Genomic DNA, 16,382 nt, shown 5'->3' with positions numbered 1-16,382 from the left:
GCCCTCGGCGACTCCGGCGCGCTCGCCGGGCTCGAGCCGCTGCGCGCGATCGCCGCCGCGGAGCCGGCCCTCCCCGAGCCCGACGGCGCGCTCGCGCGGGTCATGCGCGAGGTCGGCCCGCGCTGCGGCGCGGGAGACCTCGCGCGCCGCGCCATCCGGGAGCTCGAGGCGACGCGGCGCTGACTTCCTTCACCGGTCCGAGACCTGCGGGGCCGCACGCGGCCGGCCCCGGCGCAGCGCGCGCGCCGCGAGCGGCAGCGCGAACCAGGTCCCGGCGAGGAGCGCGAACGTCGCCCCGGCGACCGCGACGGGAAGGCCCTGCGAGCCGGGTACGAGCCGGACGGTCACGACGCCGAGGTCGACGGCGAGGGCGACCGCGAGCGGCAGGATCGCCGCGACGACGAAGCGCGTCGCCACGCGATGGAACGCCTCCGTCTCCTCCCCGCGCTCGACGATGCGGTGCCAGGCGGCGGGCGCGACGAGCAGGACGATGGTGAGGACCCCGAACCCCACCGCGCCGACGTGCGCCCATTGCGCCTCGCGCGGCAGCTCCCGGAACGCCCGCGTCATCATCACCGCGAGCTGGAACCCGAGCAGCGCCTGCGCGCCGGGGAGCACCATGCGCGCCTCGGTGAGCACGTGCCGGATCTTCTTCTCGACGCTCGAGTCGCTCACCTCCGTGCCCTCCTCCCGTGGCGGGCGTCTCCTGCGCGCGACGCCCGTCGCGGCGTACCAGGTCCCCACGGCGACGAGCGCCACCGCGGCGCCCGCGAGCACCGCGCCGAGCGCGCCGGCGACCGGCTGGAGCCCGATCGCCACGTCCCCGGAGAGCCCCAGCGCGAACGGCAGGAGCGCGAGCGACACCGCCCGCATCGTCAGGCGGTGGATCCCCTCGGTGTCCTCGCCGGCCTCCACGAGGCGGTGCCACGGCGAGGGCAGCACCACGAGCGCGAGCGCGAGGAGCAGCGTGACGAGCGTCGCGAGCTTCGAGGCCCTCGCCCACCCGGGCAGCTCCTCGAAGCCCGGCTCGAAGAACGCCCGGAGGTCGAACCCGATGAGCACCTGGAGCCCGAGGACCAGGATCCGCGCCTCGTCGAGCGCGTTCTGGACCTTGCTCGAGAGCTCCGCCACCTCCGAACGCTGCGGCGCGCCGCCCGGCGCTACAAGGTGCGGGGAGGCGGCGAGGCGCCCGGCCGTCCGGAGTCGGCCTCCTCGGCGGCCCGGATGGCGCGGTCGAGGAGCTCGATGGGGTGGGCGGCTGGGAGCTCCGCGCCACGCTCCGCCAGCATGCGGCGGATGTGGAGCGAGCAGCCGGGGTTCGCGCTCGCGAGCAGCGTCGCGCGCGTGGAGAGCACCGCCTCCGCCTTGCGCCGGCCGATCTCGACTGCGGCCTCCGGCTCCACGAGGTTGTAGACGCCCGCGGAGCCGCAGCACTGCTCGCCGTCGGGGACCTCGACGAGCTCGAGCTCGGGGATGGTGCGGAGCAGCGCCCGGGGCGGCTCGTTCACGCGCTGCGCGTGCCCGAGGTGGCAGGGCGAGTGGTAGGCGACGCGCGCGCGGAGGGCGGCGCGGCGGGCCCGCGGCGGGAGCGCGGCGAGGAGCTCGGTCACGTCCTTCACGCGCGCCGCGAACGCGCGCGCCCGGGGCTCGAAGGGATCGCCCTCGAACAGCGCGCCCACGTCCTTGAGGTGCGAGCCGCAGCCGGCCGCGTTCACGACGACGACGTCGATCGCCTCGCGCTCGAACCGCTCGATGAGCCGGCGAGTGAGCCGCCGCGCCTCGGCCTCGCGCCCGACGTGCAGCGAGAGCGCGCCGCAGCAGCCCTGCCGGCGCGGCGCCACGACGTCCACGCCCTCCGCGGCGAGCACGCGGACGGTGGCCGCGTTCACGCCCGGGAAGAAGACCCGCTGGACGCAGCCGGTGACGAGGCCGGCGCGCAGCCGCCGCGCGCCGCGGGCGGGCGTCCGCTCGGGCAGGCGGGCGAGGAGGTCGCGCAGCGGCACGACGGGCGCGAGGGCGTCGAGCGCGGCGAGCCGCCGCGAGAAGCGCAGGAGCCCGAGCCGGCGCGCGAGCCGCTGCAACCCGCTCGCGCGCCACGCCCACAGGAGGAGCGCCGCGCCGCGCAGCCGCCCGGGCCGCGGGAACAGCGCGAACACGCCGGCGCGGTGCAGGCGGTCCGCCGGCGCGCGCCTGAGCTCGCGCTCCACCCGGAAGCGCGCCGCCTCGATGACGTGGTCGTAGCGCACGCCCGAGGGGCACGCGGTCATGCAGGCCATGCAGCCCAGGCAGCGGTCGAAGTGCTCTGCGACGACGGGCGACATCGCGACGCGGCCATCCTCGAGCGCCTGGAAGAGGTCGATGCGCCCGCGCGGCGAGTCCATCTCCTCCTGCCAGCTCTGCCACGTGGGGCAGACCGGCAGGCAGAAGCCGCAGTGGACGCAGTCGTCCGCCGGGTTCCGCACCCGCTCCGGCGCGCCGCCGCTGCGGCTCGTGCCGCGGTCCTCGGCGGGCACGCCGCGCGCGTCGCGGGCGGCCGTCCGCTGGGTGGCGATGCGGGCGTCGTCGGCCGTCGGCATCAGATCCCCCCCGCGAGCCGCCCGGGCGCGAGCCGCCCGTCCGGATCGAGCTCACGCTTCAGCCTGCGCATCACCTCGACGGCGGGCGGCGGATCGCCCCACGGGTCCGCGACGGCGCGCAGCGCGGCCGGCGCCGCGGCGAGCACGAGCGAGCCGTTCCCGGGCCGGAGCGCCACGCGGGCCGCGGCCACCGCGCTCCCGGTCGCCTCGGCGCGCGAGAGCGCTCCCGCGACGAACGCGATCCCGAGCGCGGGGTGGAGCACGAGGGCCCCCGCGGTGAGCGTCGCCGCGAGGGGCTCGAGCGCCCGCACCGCGCCCTCGAGCGACGCGGGCGGGAAGGCGGCCTTCGCCCGCACGTCCCCGGCGAGGCGGAGCGCGTCGTGCCGCGCCCAGAGCGCCGCCTCGTCGGCGCCCGCGAGCGCCTCGCACCGGGGGTCGAGCGCGAGGAGCCGCTCGGCCTGCTCCCGCACGCCCGGACCGAACCCCTCGAAGCGGATGGCGAGCCGGAACCGGTCGCCCTCCTGGAGCGCCGCCATCGCCACCGGATCGAGGCGCGCGTCGAGCGCGGCGCGCGCGAGGGCGCGGACCTCCGCGGGCGTGAGGCCCGGGACGGCCACCGTGGCCGACGCCTCGGGCAGCGGGTGGAGCCGGAAGACCACCTCCGCGACGAGGGCGAGCGAGCCGAGCGAGCCGCAGAGGAGCCGCGGGAGATCGAACCCCGCCACGTTCTTCACGACCTTGCCGCCGCCGCGCGCGACGACGCCGTCCGCCCGGACGAGGGTCACGCCGACCACGAGATCGCGCACCGTGCCGAAGCGCGTCCGGCGGGGGCCGAAGGCGTTCGCCGCCACGACGCCCCCCACCGTCGCACGCTCCGGGTGCGGGGGATCGAGCGCGAGGCGCTGCCCGTGCGGCGCGAGGTGGCGCTGGAGCGCGGCGATCGTCAGCCCCGCCTCGACGGCGACGATCTGGTCGGCGGGGGCGTGCTCCTTCACGCGGTCGAGCCGGCGCGTGTGGAGCACGGCGTCGAGCCGCGCGGGCGGCTCCCCGAGCTCGAGGTCCGTGCCGCCCCCGATGAACGTCACCGCGGCGCGGTCGCGGGCGAGCGCACGCATCGCGTCGGCCGCCTCGTCGAGGGAGCCGGGCTCGAGCGCCACCCGCGGGGTGAGGCCCAGGACGGCGTCTCCGTCCGCCGCCGCGCGCACCGCGCTCACCAGCGCTCCGCGAGCCCGGCCACCTCGGCGGGGTGGGGGCGGTAGGGGCCGGGCTTCTCGCCGCAGAGGCGCGGCGTCGGGAAGACCTTGCCCGGGTTCATGAGCGCGGCGCCGTCGAAGGCGCAGCGGACGCGCTGCATCGTGTCGAGATCGTCCGGCCCGAACTGCTCCGCCATGTACGCGGCCTTCTCCGCGCCGACGCCGTGCTCGCCGGTGATCGAGCCGCCGTAGCGGATGCACAGGCGCAGGATCTCGCCGCCGAGCCGGGCCGCGCGCTCCTCCTCGCCCGGCACGCGCGCGTCGTAGAGCACGAGCGGGTGGAGGTTCCCGTCCCCGGCGTGGAAGACGTTCGCCACCCGCAGCCCCGCCTCCTCGGCGAGGCGCCCGATGTCGCGCAGCACCCGCGCGATCTCCGAGCGCGGGATGACTCCGTCCTCGACGAGGTAGCTCGGGCTGATCCGGCCCACGGCCGCGAACGCCGACTTTCGCCCCTTCCACATGAGCTGCCGCTCCGCCTCGTCGCGCGGCACGCGGATCTCGAGCGCGCCCGCCGCGCGCGCGATCTCGATGGCGCGCGCCGAGACGTGCTCGACCTCGGCGCGGGGGCCGTCCGCGTCCATGAGCAGCGCCGCGCCCACGTCCGGCCAGTCGAGGCCCGTCGCGGCCTTGGCCGCCACGATCGCGAGCCGGTCCATCATCTCGATCGCCGCGGGCAGGATGCCCGCCGCGATGATGCCGGAGACCGCGGCGCCCGCCTCGTCGGTGGAGGGGAAGGTCGCGAAGAAGGTCCGCGTGGTCTCGGGCTTGCGCAGGAGCCGGACGGTGACCTCGGTGACCACGCCGAGCATCCCCTCGCTCCCGACCAGCGCGGCGAGCAGGTCGTAGCCGGGCGCGTCCGGCGCCGGACCGCCCAGGTCGACGACGGCGCCGTCGGAGAGGACGACGCGGGCGGCGAGCACGTGGTTCGTCGTGAAGCCGTACTTGAGGCAGTGCGCGCCGCCGGAGTTCTCGGCGACGTTGCCGCCGATCGAGCAGACGCTCTGCGACGAGGGATCGGGCGCGTAGTAGAAGCCGGCGCCGGCCACCGCGCGCGTGACGTCGAGGTTGATGACGCCGGGCTCGACCCGCGCCCAGCCGTTCTCGAGGTCCAGCTCCAGGATCCGCCGCATGCGCGAGAGCGAGAGGACCGCGCAGCCCGGCACCGGGCGCGCGCCGCCGGACAGGCCGGTCCCCGCGCCCCGCGGCACGAGCGGCACGCTCGCGTCGCGCGCCACGCGGACGACGGCTGCGACCTCCTCGGTCGAGCCGGGGAGGACGACGAGGTCCGGGCGGACGCGGCCGTGGGTCAGGCCGTCGCACTCGTAGACGAGCAGCTCCGCGGGATCGACGACCACGTTCCGGGGCCCGACGATCGCCGCGAGCTTCTGGGCGACGGCCCGCGCGCCGGCGCCTCCCCGCTGGGCCGCCTCCCCTGCTGCGCTCCGAGCGGTCACCGGTAGAGCACCTCCGGGAGCCAGAGGCCGATCGCGGGGAAGAGGTAGAGCAGCAGGACCGCGAGGACCTGGATCGCCATGAACGGCATCATGCCCGCGAAGATCTGGTTCAGGGTCACGTGCTTGGGCGCGACCCCCTTCAGGTAGAAGGCGGCCATCGCGACGGGCGGCGACAGGAACGCGGTCTGGAGGTTCAGCGCCACGAGCAGGCCGAAGAACAGCGGGTCGATCTCGAAGTGGCCGAGGAGCGGGATGAAGATCGGCATGAAGATGACGATGATCTCCGTCCATTCCAGGGGCCAACCCAGGAGGAAGATGATGACCTGGGCGAGCAGCATGAACTGCACGGGCGAGAGGTTCAGCCCGAGCACCCAGTGCTCGATGATCTGCTGCCCGCCGAGGAGCGCGAAGGCCGCCGAGAAGATCGACGAGCCGACGAACAGCCAGCAGACCATGGCGGTCGTCTTCGCGGTCAGGAACACCGACTCCTTGATCACGCTCCAGCGGAACTGGCGGTAGGCGGCGGTGAGGAGCATGGCGCCGGCGGCGCCGAGGGCCGCCGCCTCGGTCGGCGTCGCCCACCCGAAGATGATCGACCCGAGCACGGCGAGGATGAGCGCCGTGAGCGGGAAGAACGAGGTGAGCAGCATCTTCAGGATCTCGAGCCGCTCGAACGTGAAGATGGCGTAGTGCAGCACGAGCACCACGAGGGCCGCCGCGAGCGCGATCCAGAACGCGAGGGGCACCGGCTTGCGCCCTGGGCCCTCCGCCACGCGGGCGCCCTCCGCGCGCTCCGCGGCCGCCTCGAGCGCCGACCCCGGCGCCTCCGCGCCCGGAGGCTCGGCGAGCGTCCCGGGGACGGGCTCCGCCAGCGGCGGCTCCACCACGCCCGGCGCCGCGGCCACCTCGGCCTCGCCCGGCGGCTCCGCCACGCCCTCGTACACGAACGCGTCGGCGCCGCCGCCGGTCTCGGCGATCTCGCGCAGCCCGCCGGTGTCGATGACGATCTCCCGCGTCACGGCCTGGTGGACGACGAGGAACCCGAGCGCGGCGAGCAGCGCGGGCAGCGCGGAGACGGCGAGCTGGCCGGCGACCCAGCGCCGCCGCGGGCCGCCGGGCGCGGGGCGCAGGAGCGCGGCGACGAGGCCGGGCAGCGCGCGCCGGTGCTCGCCCCCCGCGATCGCGCGCGCGCTCGCCGTGAGCGGCACGCTCCGCTCGGACTCGGGCGGCATGGGCGCGAGGGAAGGCTTGAGCTTCGCCATCACGACGACGTACGCGATGTAGAGCCCGGCGAGCATGAGGCCGGGGAAGAACGCGCCGGCGTAGAGCTGCACCACCGACACCCCCGCCGTGGCTCCATAGAGGATGAGCATCACCGACGGCGGGATGAGGATGCCGAGGCAGCCGCCGGCCGTGATCGCCCCCGCGGAGAGCTTGATGTCGTAGCCGGAGCGGAGCATCGCGGGGAACGCGAGCAGGCCCATGAGCGTGACCACCGCGCCGACGATCCCGGTGGCGGTGGAGAAGAGCGCGCAGGTGGCGAGCGTCGCGACGGCGAGCGAGCCGGGGATGAACGACATCGCGAGGTGCAGGCTCTTGAAGAGCTTCTCGATGAGGTTCGCCCGCTCGACCATGTAGCCCATGAAGACGAAGAGCGGCACCGCGATGAGGACGTCGTTCGTCATCGTCGCGTAGGTGCGCTGGACCATGAGGTCGAGCGTCTGCTGGACCGCGAGGTCGGGGTTCGTCCAGCGGTAGGCGAGCCACGCGAAGAGGACGCCCATCCCCATGAGCGTGAAGGCGGTGGGGAAGCCCAGCATGATGGCGACCACCACGAGCGAGAGCATGAGCAGCCCGAGGTGGCCCTGCGTCCACTGCGACGGCGGCGGCATCACCACGACCGTCGCGAGGACGAGGAGCCCCATGAGCGTGAGGCCGAAGACGAGCTCCTTCCTCACGGGCGCACCTCCTCGTGCTCCTTGCGGGCCACCACCTCGTCGAGCGCGGCGAGGTCCTCGTCCTTCACGTGGACCATCTCCTTCAGCTTCTCGACGTCCACCTCCTCTACGTCCTCCTGGCGCTGCGGCCACGCCCCGTCCCGGAGCGCGACGACGCAGCGGGCGATCTCGACGAGGCCCTGGAGCAGGAGGAGCGCCCCCGCGACCGGGATGAAGGCCTTGAACGGATAGAGGGGCGGGCCGTCGACCGTGATGGTCGAGTGCTCGCGGATGAGCCAGGACTCCCGCGCGTAGTCCCAGCCCGCCCACACCATCGCGACCGCGCCCGGCAGGAAGAACGCGAGGTAGAGGACGAGGTCGATGGTCGCCTGCAGGCGCACGGGGAAGAAGCCGTAGAGCACGTCGCCCCGCACGTGGCCCCGCTTCGCCAGGGTGTACGCGCCCGCCATCATGAAGAGGACGCCGTACCCCATGATCTGCGCGTCGAACGCCCAGGCGTGCGGAGCGTCGAGGAGCTTCCGCGAGAGCACCTCCCAGGTGATGAGCCCCGTGAGCGCGACGATGAGCCAGGCGAAGAGCTGGCCGACCCGGGTGGAGAGCTTGTCGACCGTGAGGAGGAGCCGCTGCATGAGGGCGCCCTAGCCCTTCTTCGCGGCCTGCTTGCCGAAGAAGTGGTTGTAGGCCATGCGGAAGTCGACGTTGGTGTCGGCCTGCCAGCGGGCGGCGCGCTGCGCGAACTTGCGCTGCGACTCGAGCACCTTCTTGAACATCGGGTTCTCGGCGGCGCGCTTGTCCATCACCTCGTTCCAGATCTCGAGCTGCCGCTTCAGGACCGCGTCGGGCGTCTTGTAGAACTTCACGGCCTGCTTCTGCTGCATCTCCAGGTAGTCCGCGGAGTAGCGGTCGATCGCCTTCCACGACATGTCCGCCGAGGCGGCCTGGACGGCGTAGGAGACGATGTTGCGGAGGTCCTGCGGGAGCGCCTTGTACTTGGCGCCGTTGAACAGGACCTCGAACTGCTCCGAGCACTGGTGGAAGCTCTGGAGCATGCAGATCTTGGAGACGTCGGGGAACCCGAGCGCCCGGTCCGACGAGGCGTTGTTGAACTCGGCCGCGTCGAGCAGGCCGCGGTCCATCGCGGGCACGATCTCGGCGCCGGGCAGCGCGTTCACCGCCGCGCCCAGCCCGGTGAAGATGTCGATGGAGAGGCCGACCGTCCGGAACTTCAGCCCCTTCATGTCGTCGACCTTGGCGACCGGCTTCTTGAACCAGCCGAGCGGCTGCGTGGGCATCGGCCCGTACAGCATGGAGACGACGTCGAGGTTCAGGGACTTGTAGACCTCCTCCATGAGGTCCTTGCCGCCGCCGTAGTAGTGCCAGGCGAGCAGCATGTTCGGATCCATCCCGAACGCCGGGCCCGAGCCCCACAGCGCGAGGGCGGTGTTCTTCCCGTACCAGTAGGCGACGACGCCGTGGCCGCCGTCGAGCGTGCCCTTCCCGACGGCGTCGAGCAGGTCGAACGCCTTCACCACGGCGCCCGCGGGCAGCACCTCGATCTTGAGGCGGCCTCCCGACATCTCGTTCACCTTCTTCGCGAAGTCGAGGGCGTACTCGTGGAAGATGTCCTTCGTCGGCCACGTGCTCTGGAACCGCAGCGTGGTCGGAGCCTGCGCGACGTGGATGGTCGGGCCGGCCGCGACCGCCGCTCCGGCCGCGCCGAGCGCCGCCCTCCGGAGGAAGTCACGCCGCGTACGCTGCACCTTCGCCTCGGGCGCCGAGCCCTTCGCGTTCTTCTTCATGCCTGCGCTCCTTCTGCCGTGAGCCGGGGTAGGTGGGCTGCTGCAGAGGACTTCGTTGGAAGCGCGTCGAGCGGGCGGCAAGGCATCGGCGGGGCGTGCTGAACGGATTCCGTGCCGCGGCGCGGCCGGCTCCGGATGTGACGGCGAGCGCACATCCACGGCTTGCCGACGACACGGTGCGTCAGGTCATCGACACCACCGGGCGCCCCGACCTAGGCCCGAGCGGAAGAACCTCGGCGCGTCCATCGTTGAGCGGGAGTGCGGGCGTTCGCGGGTTCCGGAGGCCCTCAGCCGGAGCGCGCGGCGCGCGGCGTTTTGCCGCGCAAACGGTGGGGCCGACGCCCTGGCGTCCGCCCCCGCGAAGGAGTGGCGTGATAGCTTCCGGCCGCATGCTCCGCACCCGCTTCCACGCCCGGGCGATCGCAGCCGCGCTGCTCTTCTCGGCGGCGTGCGGCACCACCGAGGTCGCCTCACCTCCCTCCCCCACCACGCCCGGAACGCCGACGAGCGAGGGCACCGGCGGCTCGGTGGGCACGGTCGGGGGCAGCGTGACCGCGCGGGGCGGCGGCCTCGTCGTGGCGGTCCCGGCGGGCGCGATCGGGTCCCCGCTCGACATCACCATCACCGAGATCACGAACCACGCGCCGCACGGCACGGGGACGGCCTACCGGCTCGGCCCCGAGGGCACGAAGTTCTCCGCCCCCGTGGCGCTCATCTTCAAGGTCGATCCCGACGTCTCGGTGTTCGACCTCGGCATCGCGACGCAGGACGCGTCGGGCTACTGGGTCAAGGTCCCCGGCGTCCGCCGCGACCCGGTCGCGCACACCCTCGTCGCCACCACCACGCACTTCAGCGACTGGGCGGTCGTCCCCGCCCCCTCGACGCGCGATCTCTCCGGCGTCTACAACATCACGTCCACCCGCGACGGCGTCACCGCCCACGGCATCTCGCGGCTCCACTTCGAGGACGGCAGCGCGAGCGCGAGCTACTACCTGCAGACCGGCCGGATCACCGCCGACTCGCCCATCACCATCCCGGGCGCCACCTGCAGCCCGACGACCGCGACGCAGGACGTCGGGCCGAACATCACGGAGATCCTCTCGAGCCCCGCGAGCTTCCGCTGGGGCGCGAGCGCCGTCTGGGACACCGCGTGCACGACGGGCACCGGCAGCCAGGTGCCGGGCTTCTCGTACGTCGTCTTCGACAGCTTCGGGATCAACTATCTCCAGTGCGGGCGGTCGTACCTCGAGACGCCCCTCATCCAGACCGACGAGGTGCGCGGGCGGTACCGCATCGACTGCGGCAGCCAGGGCACCATCGACGCCGACTGGCACTTCCAGCGCTGCTACGCCGGGGAGACCTGCCAGACCGCGAACCCCTGCAAGACCGCCGCGATCAGCTGCGACGCGGGCCTCCCCCAGTGCATCGAGAACGGCAACGTCACGAACGGCACGGTCTGCGACGTCAATCCGACCGCGCCTTACGAGGTCTGCGGCGACGGCGTCTGCAACGTCTGCCGGCTCGACTCGGCCTGCACGCCGACCAACCCCTGCCACGTGGGCCGGATCACCTGTGACACGGGGTTCGAGGTCTGCACGGACACCCTCGCGCTCGTCGCGAACGGCACGACGTGCGACGTGAATCCGACCGCCCCGGAGGTCTGCTACCAGGGCTCCTGCGTCGCCTGCACCGCGGGCGTGGTCTGCGCGACGAACCCGAACAAGTGCGTCGCCGGCACGACCTCCTGCGCCACCGGCCAGGAGGTCTGCGTCGACACGACGACCGCGATCGCCAACGGGACGACCTGCGGGACGAACCAGGTCTGCTTCAACTCCACGTGCGTGGCCTGCACGGCCGGCACGGCATGCGCGACGAACCCCAACAAGTGCGTCGCCGGCACGACCTCCTGCGCCACCGGCCAGGAGGTCTGCGTCGACACGGCGACCGCGATCGCCAACGGGACGACCTGCGGGACGAACCAGGTCTGCTACAACTCCGCGTGCGTCGCCTGCACGGCCGGCACGGCCTGCGCGACGAACCCCAACAAGTGCGTCGCCGGCACGACCTCCTGCGCCACCGGCCAGGAGGTCTGCGTCGACACCACCACGACGATCGCGAACGGCACGACCTGCGGCACGGATCAGGTCTGCTTCAGCGGCGCGTGCACCGCCTGCACGGCGGGCGGCGCCTGCACGACGAACGCGAACCCCTGCGTCACCGGCGCGTTCTCCTGCGCCACCGGGCAGCAGACCTGCGAGAACACGGCGACGAGCATCGCCGCGGGCACGACCTGCGGCACGAACCAGGTGTGCAACGGCAGCGGCACCTGCATCGCCTGCACGGCGAGCCTGGCCTGCTCGACCAACGCGAACCCCTGCGTCGCTGGCACGACCTCGTGCTCGACGGGCGCGCAGACCTGCGAGAACACCGCCACCAACCTGCCGCCCGGCACCGCCTGCGGCACGAACCAGGTCTGTAACGGGGGGACGTGCACCGCCTGCACCGCGGGCAACGCCTGCACGACGAACCCCAACAAGTGCGTCGCAGGCGTGACCGACTGCTCGACCGGCAGCGAGCGGTGCATCGACACGACGACGATCATCGCGAACGGCACGACCTGCGACGTGAACCCGAGCGTCCCGGAGGTCTGCTTCAACGGGACGTGCAGCGCCTGCACCGCGGGCCTCGCCTGCACGGCGAACCCGAGCGCGGCGTGCCTCACGGGCGTGACGTCCTGCTCGACCGGCACGGAGACCTGCGTCGACTCGACGCCCAAGACGAACGGGACGATCTGCGGCACGGATCTCGTCTGCAACGGGGGCAGCTGCGTGGCCTGCGCGGCCGGGGGCGCGTGCTCGTCGAACCCGGACGCGGCCTGCCACGACGGCGTCTTCTCGTGCAGCACGGGCACGCAGGCCTGCGTCGACGGCGCGGCGAAGGCGAACGGCACGACCTGCGGCACGAACCTGGTCTGCAACGGCGGGGCGTGCTCCGCCTGCACCGCCGGCACCGCCTGCGTCGGGAACCCGGATCCCGCCTGCCACGACGGCGTCACCTCCTGCGCCACCGGCGCCTCGGCGTGCGTCGACGGAGCGGCGAAGGCGAACGGCACCACTTGCGGCACGAACCTCGTGTGCAGCGCCGGCGTGTGCTCGGCCTGCACGGCGAGCCTCGCCTGCACCACCAACCCGGACCCGGCCTGCCACGACGGCGTCACCTCGTGCTCCACCGGCACGCAGACCTGCATCGACGGCGCCGCGAAGACGAACGGCACCACGTGCGGCTCGAACCTGGTCTGCAACGGCGGGGCGTGCAGCGCCTGCACGGCCAACGCGGCCTGCAACTACAACCCGAGCTCCGCGTGCCTCACGGGCATCACCTCCTGCTCCACCGGCAGCGAGACCTGCCTCGACTCGACGGCCAAGCCGAACGGCACCATCTGCGGCACGGACCAGGTCTGCAACGGCGGCGTGTGCGCCTCCTGCACGGCCGGCCTCTCCTGCAGCACGAACCCGACGCCTTGCATCCTCGGCGTGACCTCCTGCCTGAGCGGCGCGCAGACGTGCGTGGACACCTCGCCGGCCCAGGCGGCCCCGAACGGCACGACCTGCGACGTGAACACGAGCGTGCCCGAGGTCTGCCTGAACGGAACGTGCAACGCCTGCACGGCCGGCAGCGCCTGCTCGACGAACTCGAACCCCTGCGTCACCGGCGTCACCTCGTGTGCGACGGGCCAGCAGACCTGTGAGAACACCACCACGCCGATCGCGAACGGCACCTCGTGCGGGACGAACCTCGTCTGCAACGCCGGCGCCTGCACCGCCTGCACCGCCGGCACCGCCTGCACCTCGAACCCCGGCGCCTTGTGCCTAACGGGCGTCACCTCCTGCTCGACGGGGACCTCGACCTGCGTCGACTCGACGCCGAAGACGGACGGCACGAGCTGCGGGACGAACATGGTCTGCTCGGGCGGCGTGTGCGGCACCTGCACCGCGGGCCTCGACTGCACGACGAACCCGAGCCCGTGCCTCGGCGGGACCACGTCCTGCTCGACCGGCACGCAGGCCTGCCTGGACGATCCGACGAAGCCGAAGGCGAACGGCCTCGTCTGCGGCGCGAACCAGGTCTGCAGCGGCGGCGTGTGCTCCGCGTGCACCGCGGGGCTCTCCTGCTCCGGGAACCCGAACGCCTGCCTCGCCGGCACGACCTCCTGCTCCACCGGGACGTCCACCTGCGTGGACTCGACGACGGTCCTCGCGAACGGGACGAGCTGCGGCACGAACCTCTTCTGCAGCGCGGGCGTCTGCTCGCCCTGCACCGCGGGCGTCGCCTGCACGACGAACCCGGACCCGTGCCTCACCGGCACGACCTCCTGCTCCACCGGGACGTCCACCTGCGTGAACACGGCCACCGCCGAGCCGAACGGCACGCTCTGCGGCACGAACCTCGTCTGCAACGGCGGCGCCTGCACCGCGTGCACGGCGAACCAGGCCTGCGCGACGAACCCCGACAGGTGCCGGGCCGGCACGACCTCCTGCACCACCGGCACCGAGTCCTGCGTCGACAGCGCGACCGTCCTCGCGAACGGCACGACCTGCGGCGTGAACGAGGTGTGCAACGGCGGTGTCTGCTCGACCTGCACCGCGAACCTGCCCTGCACCACGAACCCGAACCCTTGCGTCGACGGCACGACCTCCTGCTCGACCGGTACCCAGAGCTGCGTGGACACCGCGACGCCGAAGTCGAACGGGACGACCTGCGGCACGAACCTCGTCTGCAACGGCGGCGTGTGCAGCTCCTGCGTCGCCGGCACCGACTGCACGCCCGCGGGCGCCTGCGTCGTGTCGCAGACCTCCTGCTCGACCGGCACCCAGACCTGCGTCGCGACCCCCACGCAGCTCGCGAACGGCACGACCTGCGGGACGAACCAGGTGTGCAGCGGCGGCACCTGCACCGCGTGCACCGCCGGCGCGGCCTGCTCGACCAACACGAACTCGTGCGTCGCGGGCACGACGTCGTGCTCGACCGGCAGCCAGACCTGCGAGAACAGCACGACGAACCTCGCGAACGGCACGAGCTGCGGCACGAACCAGGTCTGCAACGCGGGCGCCTGCGTCGCCTGCGCCGCCGGCGGCGCGTGCTCCACGAACCCGAACCCCTGCGTCGACGGCACCGAGTCCTGCGCGACGGGGGCCCTGACCTGCGCCGACACGAGCACCGTGAAGGCGAACGGCACCTCCTGCGGCACCGACAAGGTGTGCAGCGCAGGGAGCTGCGTGGCGTGCGTCGCGGGCGCGGCGTGCACCACCAACTCGAACGTCTGCGTCGCCGGCGTCACCTCGTGCGCGACGGGCAGCCAGACCTGCGAGAACGGCACGGTCGCGACGAACGAGGGCGCCGCCTGCGGGACGGATCTCGTCTGCAAGGCGGGAGCGTGCCTCCGCGTCGTCACCGGCACGCGGCTCGTGACGCGCTGGACCACCGGCGCCGGCTGCTCGGTCGCCTCCCCGTGCCAGACCACGACGGTCGCGCCCGACGTGGTCTCGCTCACCGCGCAGGTCGAGGCCATCGGGCCGGACGGCACCCGCTACCCCGGCTCGTTCTCGCCGTCGGGCTCGTTCTCCATCTCGGGCGTGCCCCCCGGCGCCTACACCCTCGCGTTCACGGACGGCGCCGGCGTCACGCACTTCTACGAGACGTCGGCCACCTCCTTCGACCTCGGCTACGACGTGCTCGGCCGCGAGGCCACCGCCGCGAGCGCCCCGACCCCCGTGACCCTCACCGTGTCCGGGCTCTCCGGCTGGATCGACAGCGACGAGGTGCAGCTCGCCGCGCCCGACGTCGACGTCTGGGACGCGCCGATCTCCGGCACGGAGCTCGTCGCCGGCGAGGTCGGCGGGAGCGTCGTGGAGGACTGGTCTTCGAGCTCGATCGGGCGAGCCCTGAACCTCGTCGGCGCGACGGACGCCGTGTGGGTGCACCAGCTCGCGACGTCCACGGTGACGAGCGGGATCCGCGCATTCGCCTACCAGGCCATGACCCGCTACGGCGCGACGACCTTCGGCGCCGACCTGACGAACGGCGTCGCCGCGAGCCTCACCGCGCCGCTCGGCACGACCACACAGACGGGGACGCTCACGATCGACTGGCGCACGAGCCAGTTCGAGGCGCTGCTCGCGTCCATGGGCCCGGGCGCCCAGCCTGCCGCGAACCCGCACGCGCTCCTGGTCCGCACGCACCCCTACGCCCTCGCGAGCCCCGCCCCGGTCGCCGCCGGCGGCGTGCTCGAGCTGTTCCGCCTCGTCCAGCCCGCCGCCACCGCCGACGTGGATCTCACGGCGCTCACGCCGCCCATCGTCTACGGCCGGTACCTGGACCCGGCGCTCTGGTCGGAGTCGCGGGTGGCCTCGTTCACGGCGCGCGTGAGCTACACCGCCCCCGGCGCGGCCACCTCGCTCGACGCGCTCGCGACGGTGTCCCGGCGCGAGCCCATGCTGCCCGCGCCTCCCTCGCCCATCGTCCCCGCGGTCGGCCCCGTCCAGGCGCCGCTCGTGAACGGGCTCGACGCGCTCGGCACCCTCGGCGCCGTCGGCGCGACGCCGACGATCGGGTGGTCCGCCCCGCTGGTGGGCACCCCCTCGAGCTACGGCGTCACGCTCCGTGAGCTCTACGCGAGCGGTACGGCGAGCGCCACGCGCGTCGTCGCGACGTGGGCCGTCGCCGGCCGCTCCATCACGCTCCCGGCCGGCCTCCTCGTCGCGAACAGGACGTACTACGTCGAGATCACCGCCTTCGCGCGCACCGCCGAGCAGTTCGACACCGCGCCCAACCGCTCCTCCAACGTGGGGAGCGACGCGACGACGCTGACCTCGACGTTCTCGCCGTAAACGGCCGATCAAGCTTCGCGAACGGGCGAGCGAAGCGGTGAGCATCACCGGCGGAAGTGGGGCGTAGGGGTTCGGAGGCCGGGAGCACGCGAGCGGCGAGCGTCGCTCTCGCCGCGCGGGCATGCGAACCGGACCTCCGGTTTGATGTTCGGCTAACTCCGGGCCGCCGTAGCGTCACGACGCCCACATCCCCAGCTGCATGACGGGACGCAGAGGCGCCACGTCGGTGCGCGAGAGCGATGTCGGCCCGCCGCCCGCATCGCGGCGAAAGCGGTCCATGTGTTCGCGCCCAAAGGTTTTCTCAGCGTGAAGCAGGTTGTGAGCTCGGCCTGAAGTATCCCCACGATCGCGCGACAAATGGCGAGTGAGATCGATCGTCTGCGATACGAGGCAGTTTGAAAGTTGAAGCGCGCAAGCGCCTCTGATCCTCTGAGTCTGCCAGGACGAAGAGGGGA

9 protein-coding genes are annotated in these 16,382 nt (G+C 73.3%); 2 read left to right on the top strand and 7 right to left on the bottom strand.

Annotated features, from left to right (window positions below):
• The coding region (locus MNZ39_RS19085; protein ID WP_242340675.1) for a hypothetical protein at positions 1–183 on the top strand (183 nt) is incomplete at its 5' end.
• A gap of 6 nt (positions 184–189) precedes the next feature.
• Here the strand turns inward: MNZ39_RS19085 and MNZ39_RS19080 are convergent.
• From MNZ39_RS19080 to MNZ39_RS19050, 7 genes are read right to left on the bottom strand one after another with little or no spacing between them, the layout of a single operon-like run.
• Positions 190–1,131 (bottom strand): DUF6328 family protein, encoded by a 942-nt coding sequence (locus tag MNZ39_RS19080; RefSeq protein WP_242340674.1) that lies wholly within the window; start codon positions 1,129–1,131, stop codon positions 190–192.
• A gap of 29 nt (positions 1,132–1,160) precedes the next feature.
• Complete coding sequence (locus MNZ39_RS19075) at positions 1,161–2,576, bottom strand: (Fe-S)-binding protein (protein ID WP_242340673.1); 1,416 nt, start codon at positions 2,574–2,576, stop codon at positions 1,161–1,163.
• On the bottom strand, positions 2,576–3,790 hold the full coding sequence (locus MNZ39_RS19070) for an FAD-binding oxidoreductase (RefSeq protein WP_242340672.1): 1,215 nt from the start codon (positions 3,788–3,790) through the stop codon (positions 2,576–2,578). Before MNZ39_RS19070 ends, MNZ39_RS19075 begins: the two co-directional genes overlap by 1 nt.
• Positions 3,787–5,283, bottom strand: coding sequence for an FAD-linked oxidase C-terminal domain-containing protein (locus MNZ39_RS19065; protein ID WP_242340671.1), 1,497 nt, complete (start codon positions 5,281–5,283; stop codon positions 3,787–3,789). Before MNZ39_RS19065 ends, MNZ39_RS19070 begins: the two co-directional genes overlap by 4 nt.
• On the bottom strand, positions 5,280–7,241 hold the full coding sequence (locus MNZ39_RS19060) for a TRAP transporter large permease subunit (RefSeq protein WP_242340670.1): 1,962 nt from the start codon (positions 7,239–7,241) through the stop codon (positions 5,280–5,282). Before MNZ39_RS19060 ends, MNZ39_RS19065 begins: the two co-directional genes overlap by 4 nt.
• Positions 7,238–7,870, bottom strand: a complete 633-nt coding sequence (locus tag MNZ39_RS19055) for a TRAP transporter small permease subunit (RefSeq protein WP_242340669.1) — start codon at positions 7,868–7,870, stop codon at positions 7,238–7,240. Before MNZ39_RS19055 ends, MNZ39_RS19060 begins: the two co-directional genes overlap by 4 nt.
• A gap of 9 nt (positions 7,871–7,879) precedes the next feature.
• Positions 7,880–9,040, bottom strand: coding sequence for a TRAP transporter substrate-binding protein (locus tag MNZ39_RS19050; protein ID WP_242340668.1), 1,161 nt, complete (start codon positions 9,038–9,040; stop codon positions 7,880–7,882).
• A gap of 389 nt (positions 9,041–9,429) precedes the next feature.
• Between MNZ39_RS19050 and MNZ39_RS19045 the strand changes: the two genes are divergently transcribed.
• A complete protein-coding gene (locus tag MNZ39_RS19045; RefSeq protein ID WP_242340667.1) occupies positions 9,430–15,927 on the top strand; it encodes a hypothetical protein in 6,498 nt (2,165 codons plus the stop codon).
• Positions 15,928–16,382 lie beyond the last annotated feature (455 nt).

Origin of the sequence: Anaeromyxobacter sp. SG66 (assembly GCF_022690805.1) — a bacterium.
In the GTDB taxonomy this organism is placed as follows: domain Bacteria; phylum Myxococcota; class Myxococcia; order Myxococcales; family Anaeromyxobacteraceae; genus Anaeromyxobacter; species Anaeromyxobacter soli.
The sequence above is the reverse complement of the archived record's forward strand: the minus strand, read 5'-3'. Positions and strand labels throughout refer to the sequence as shown.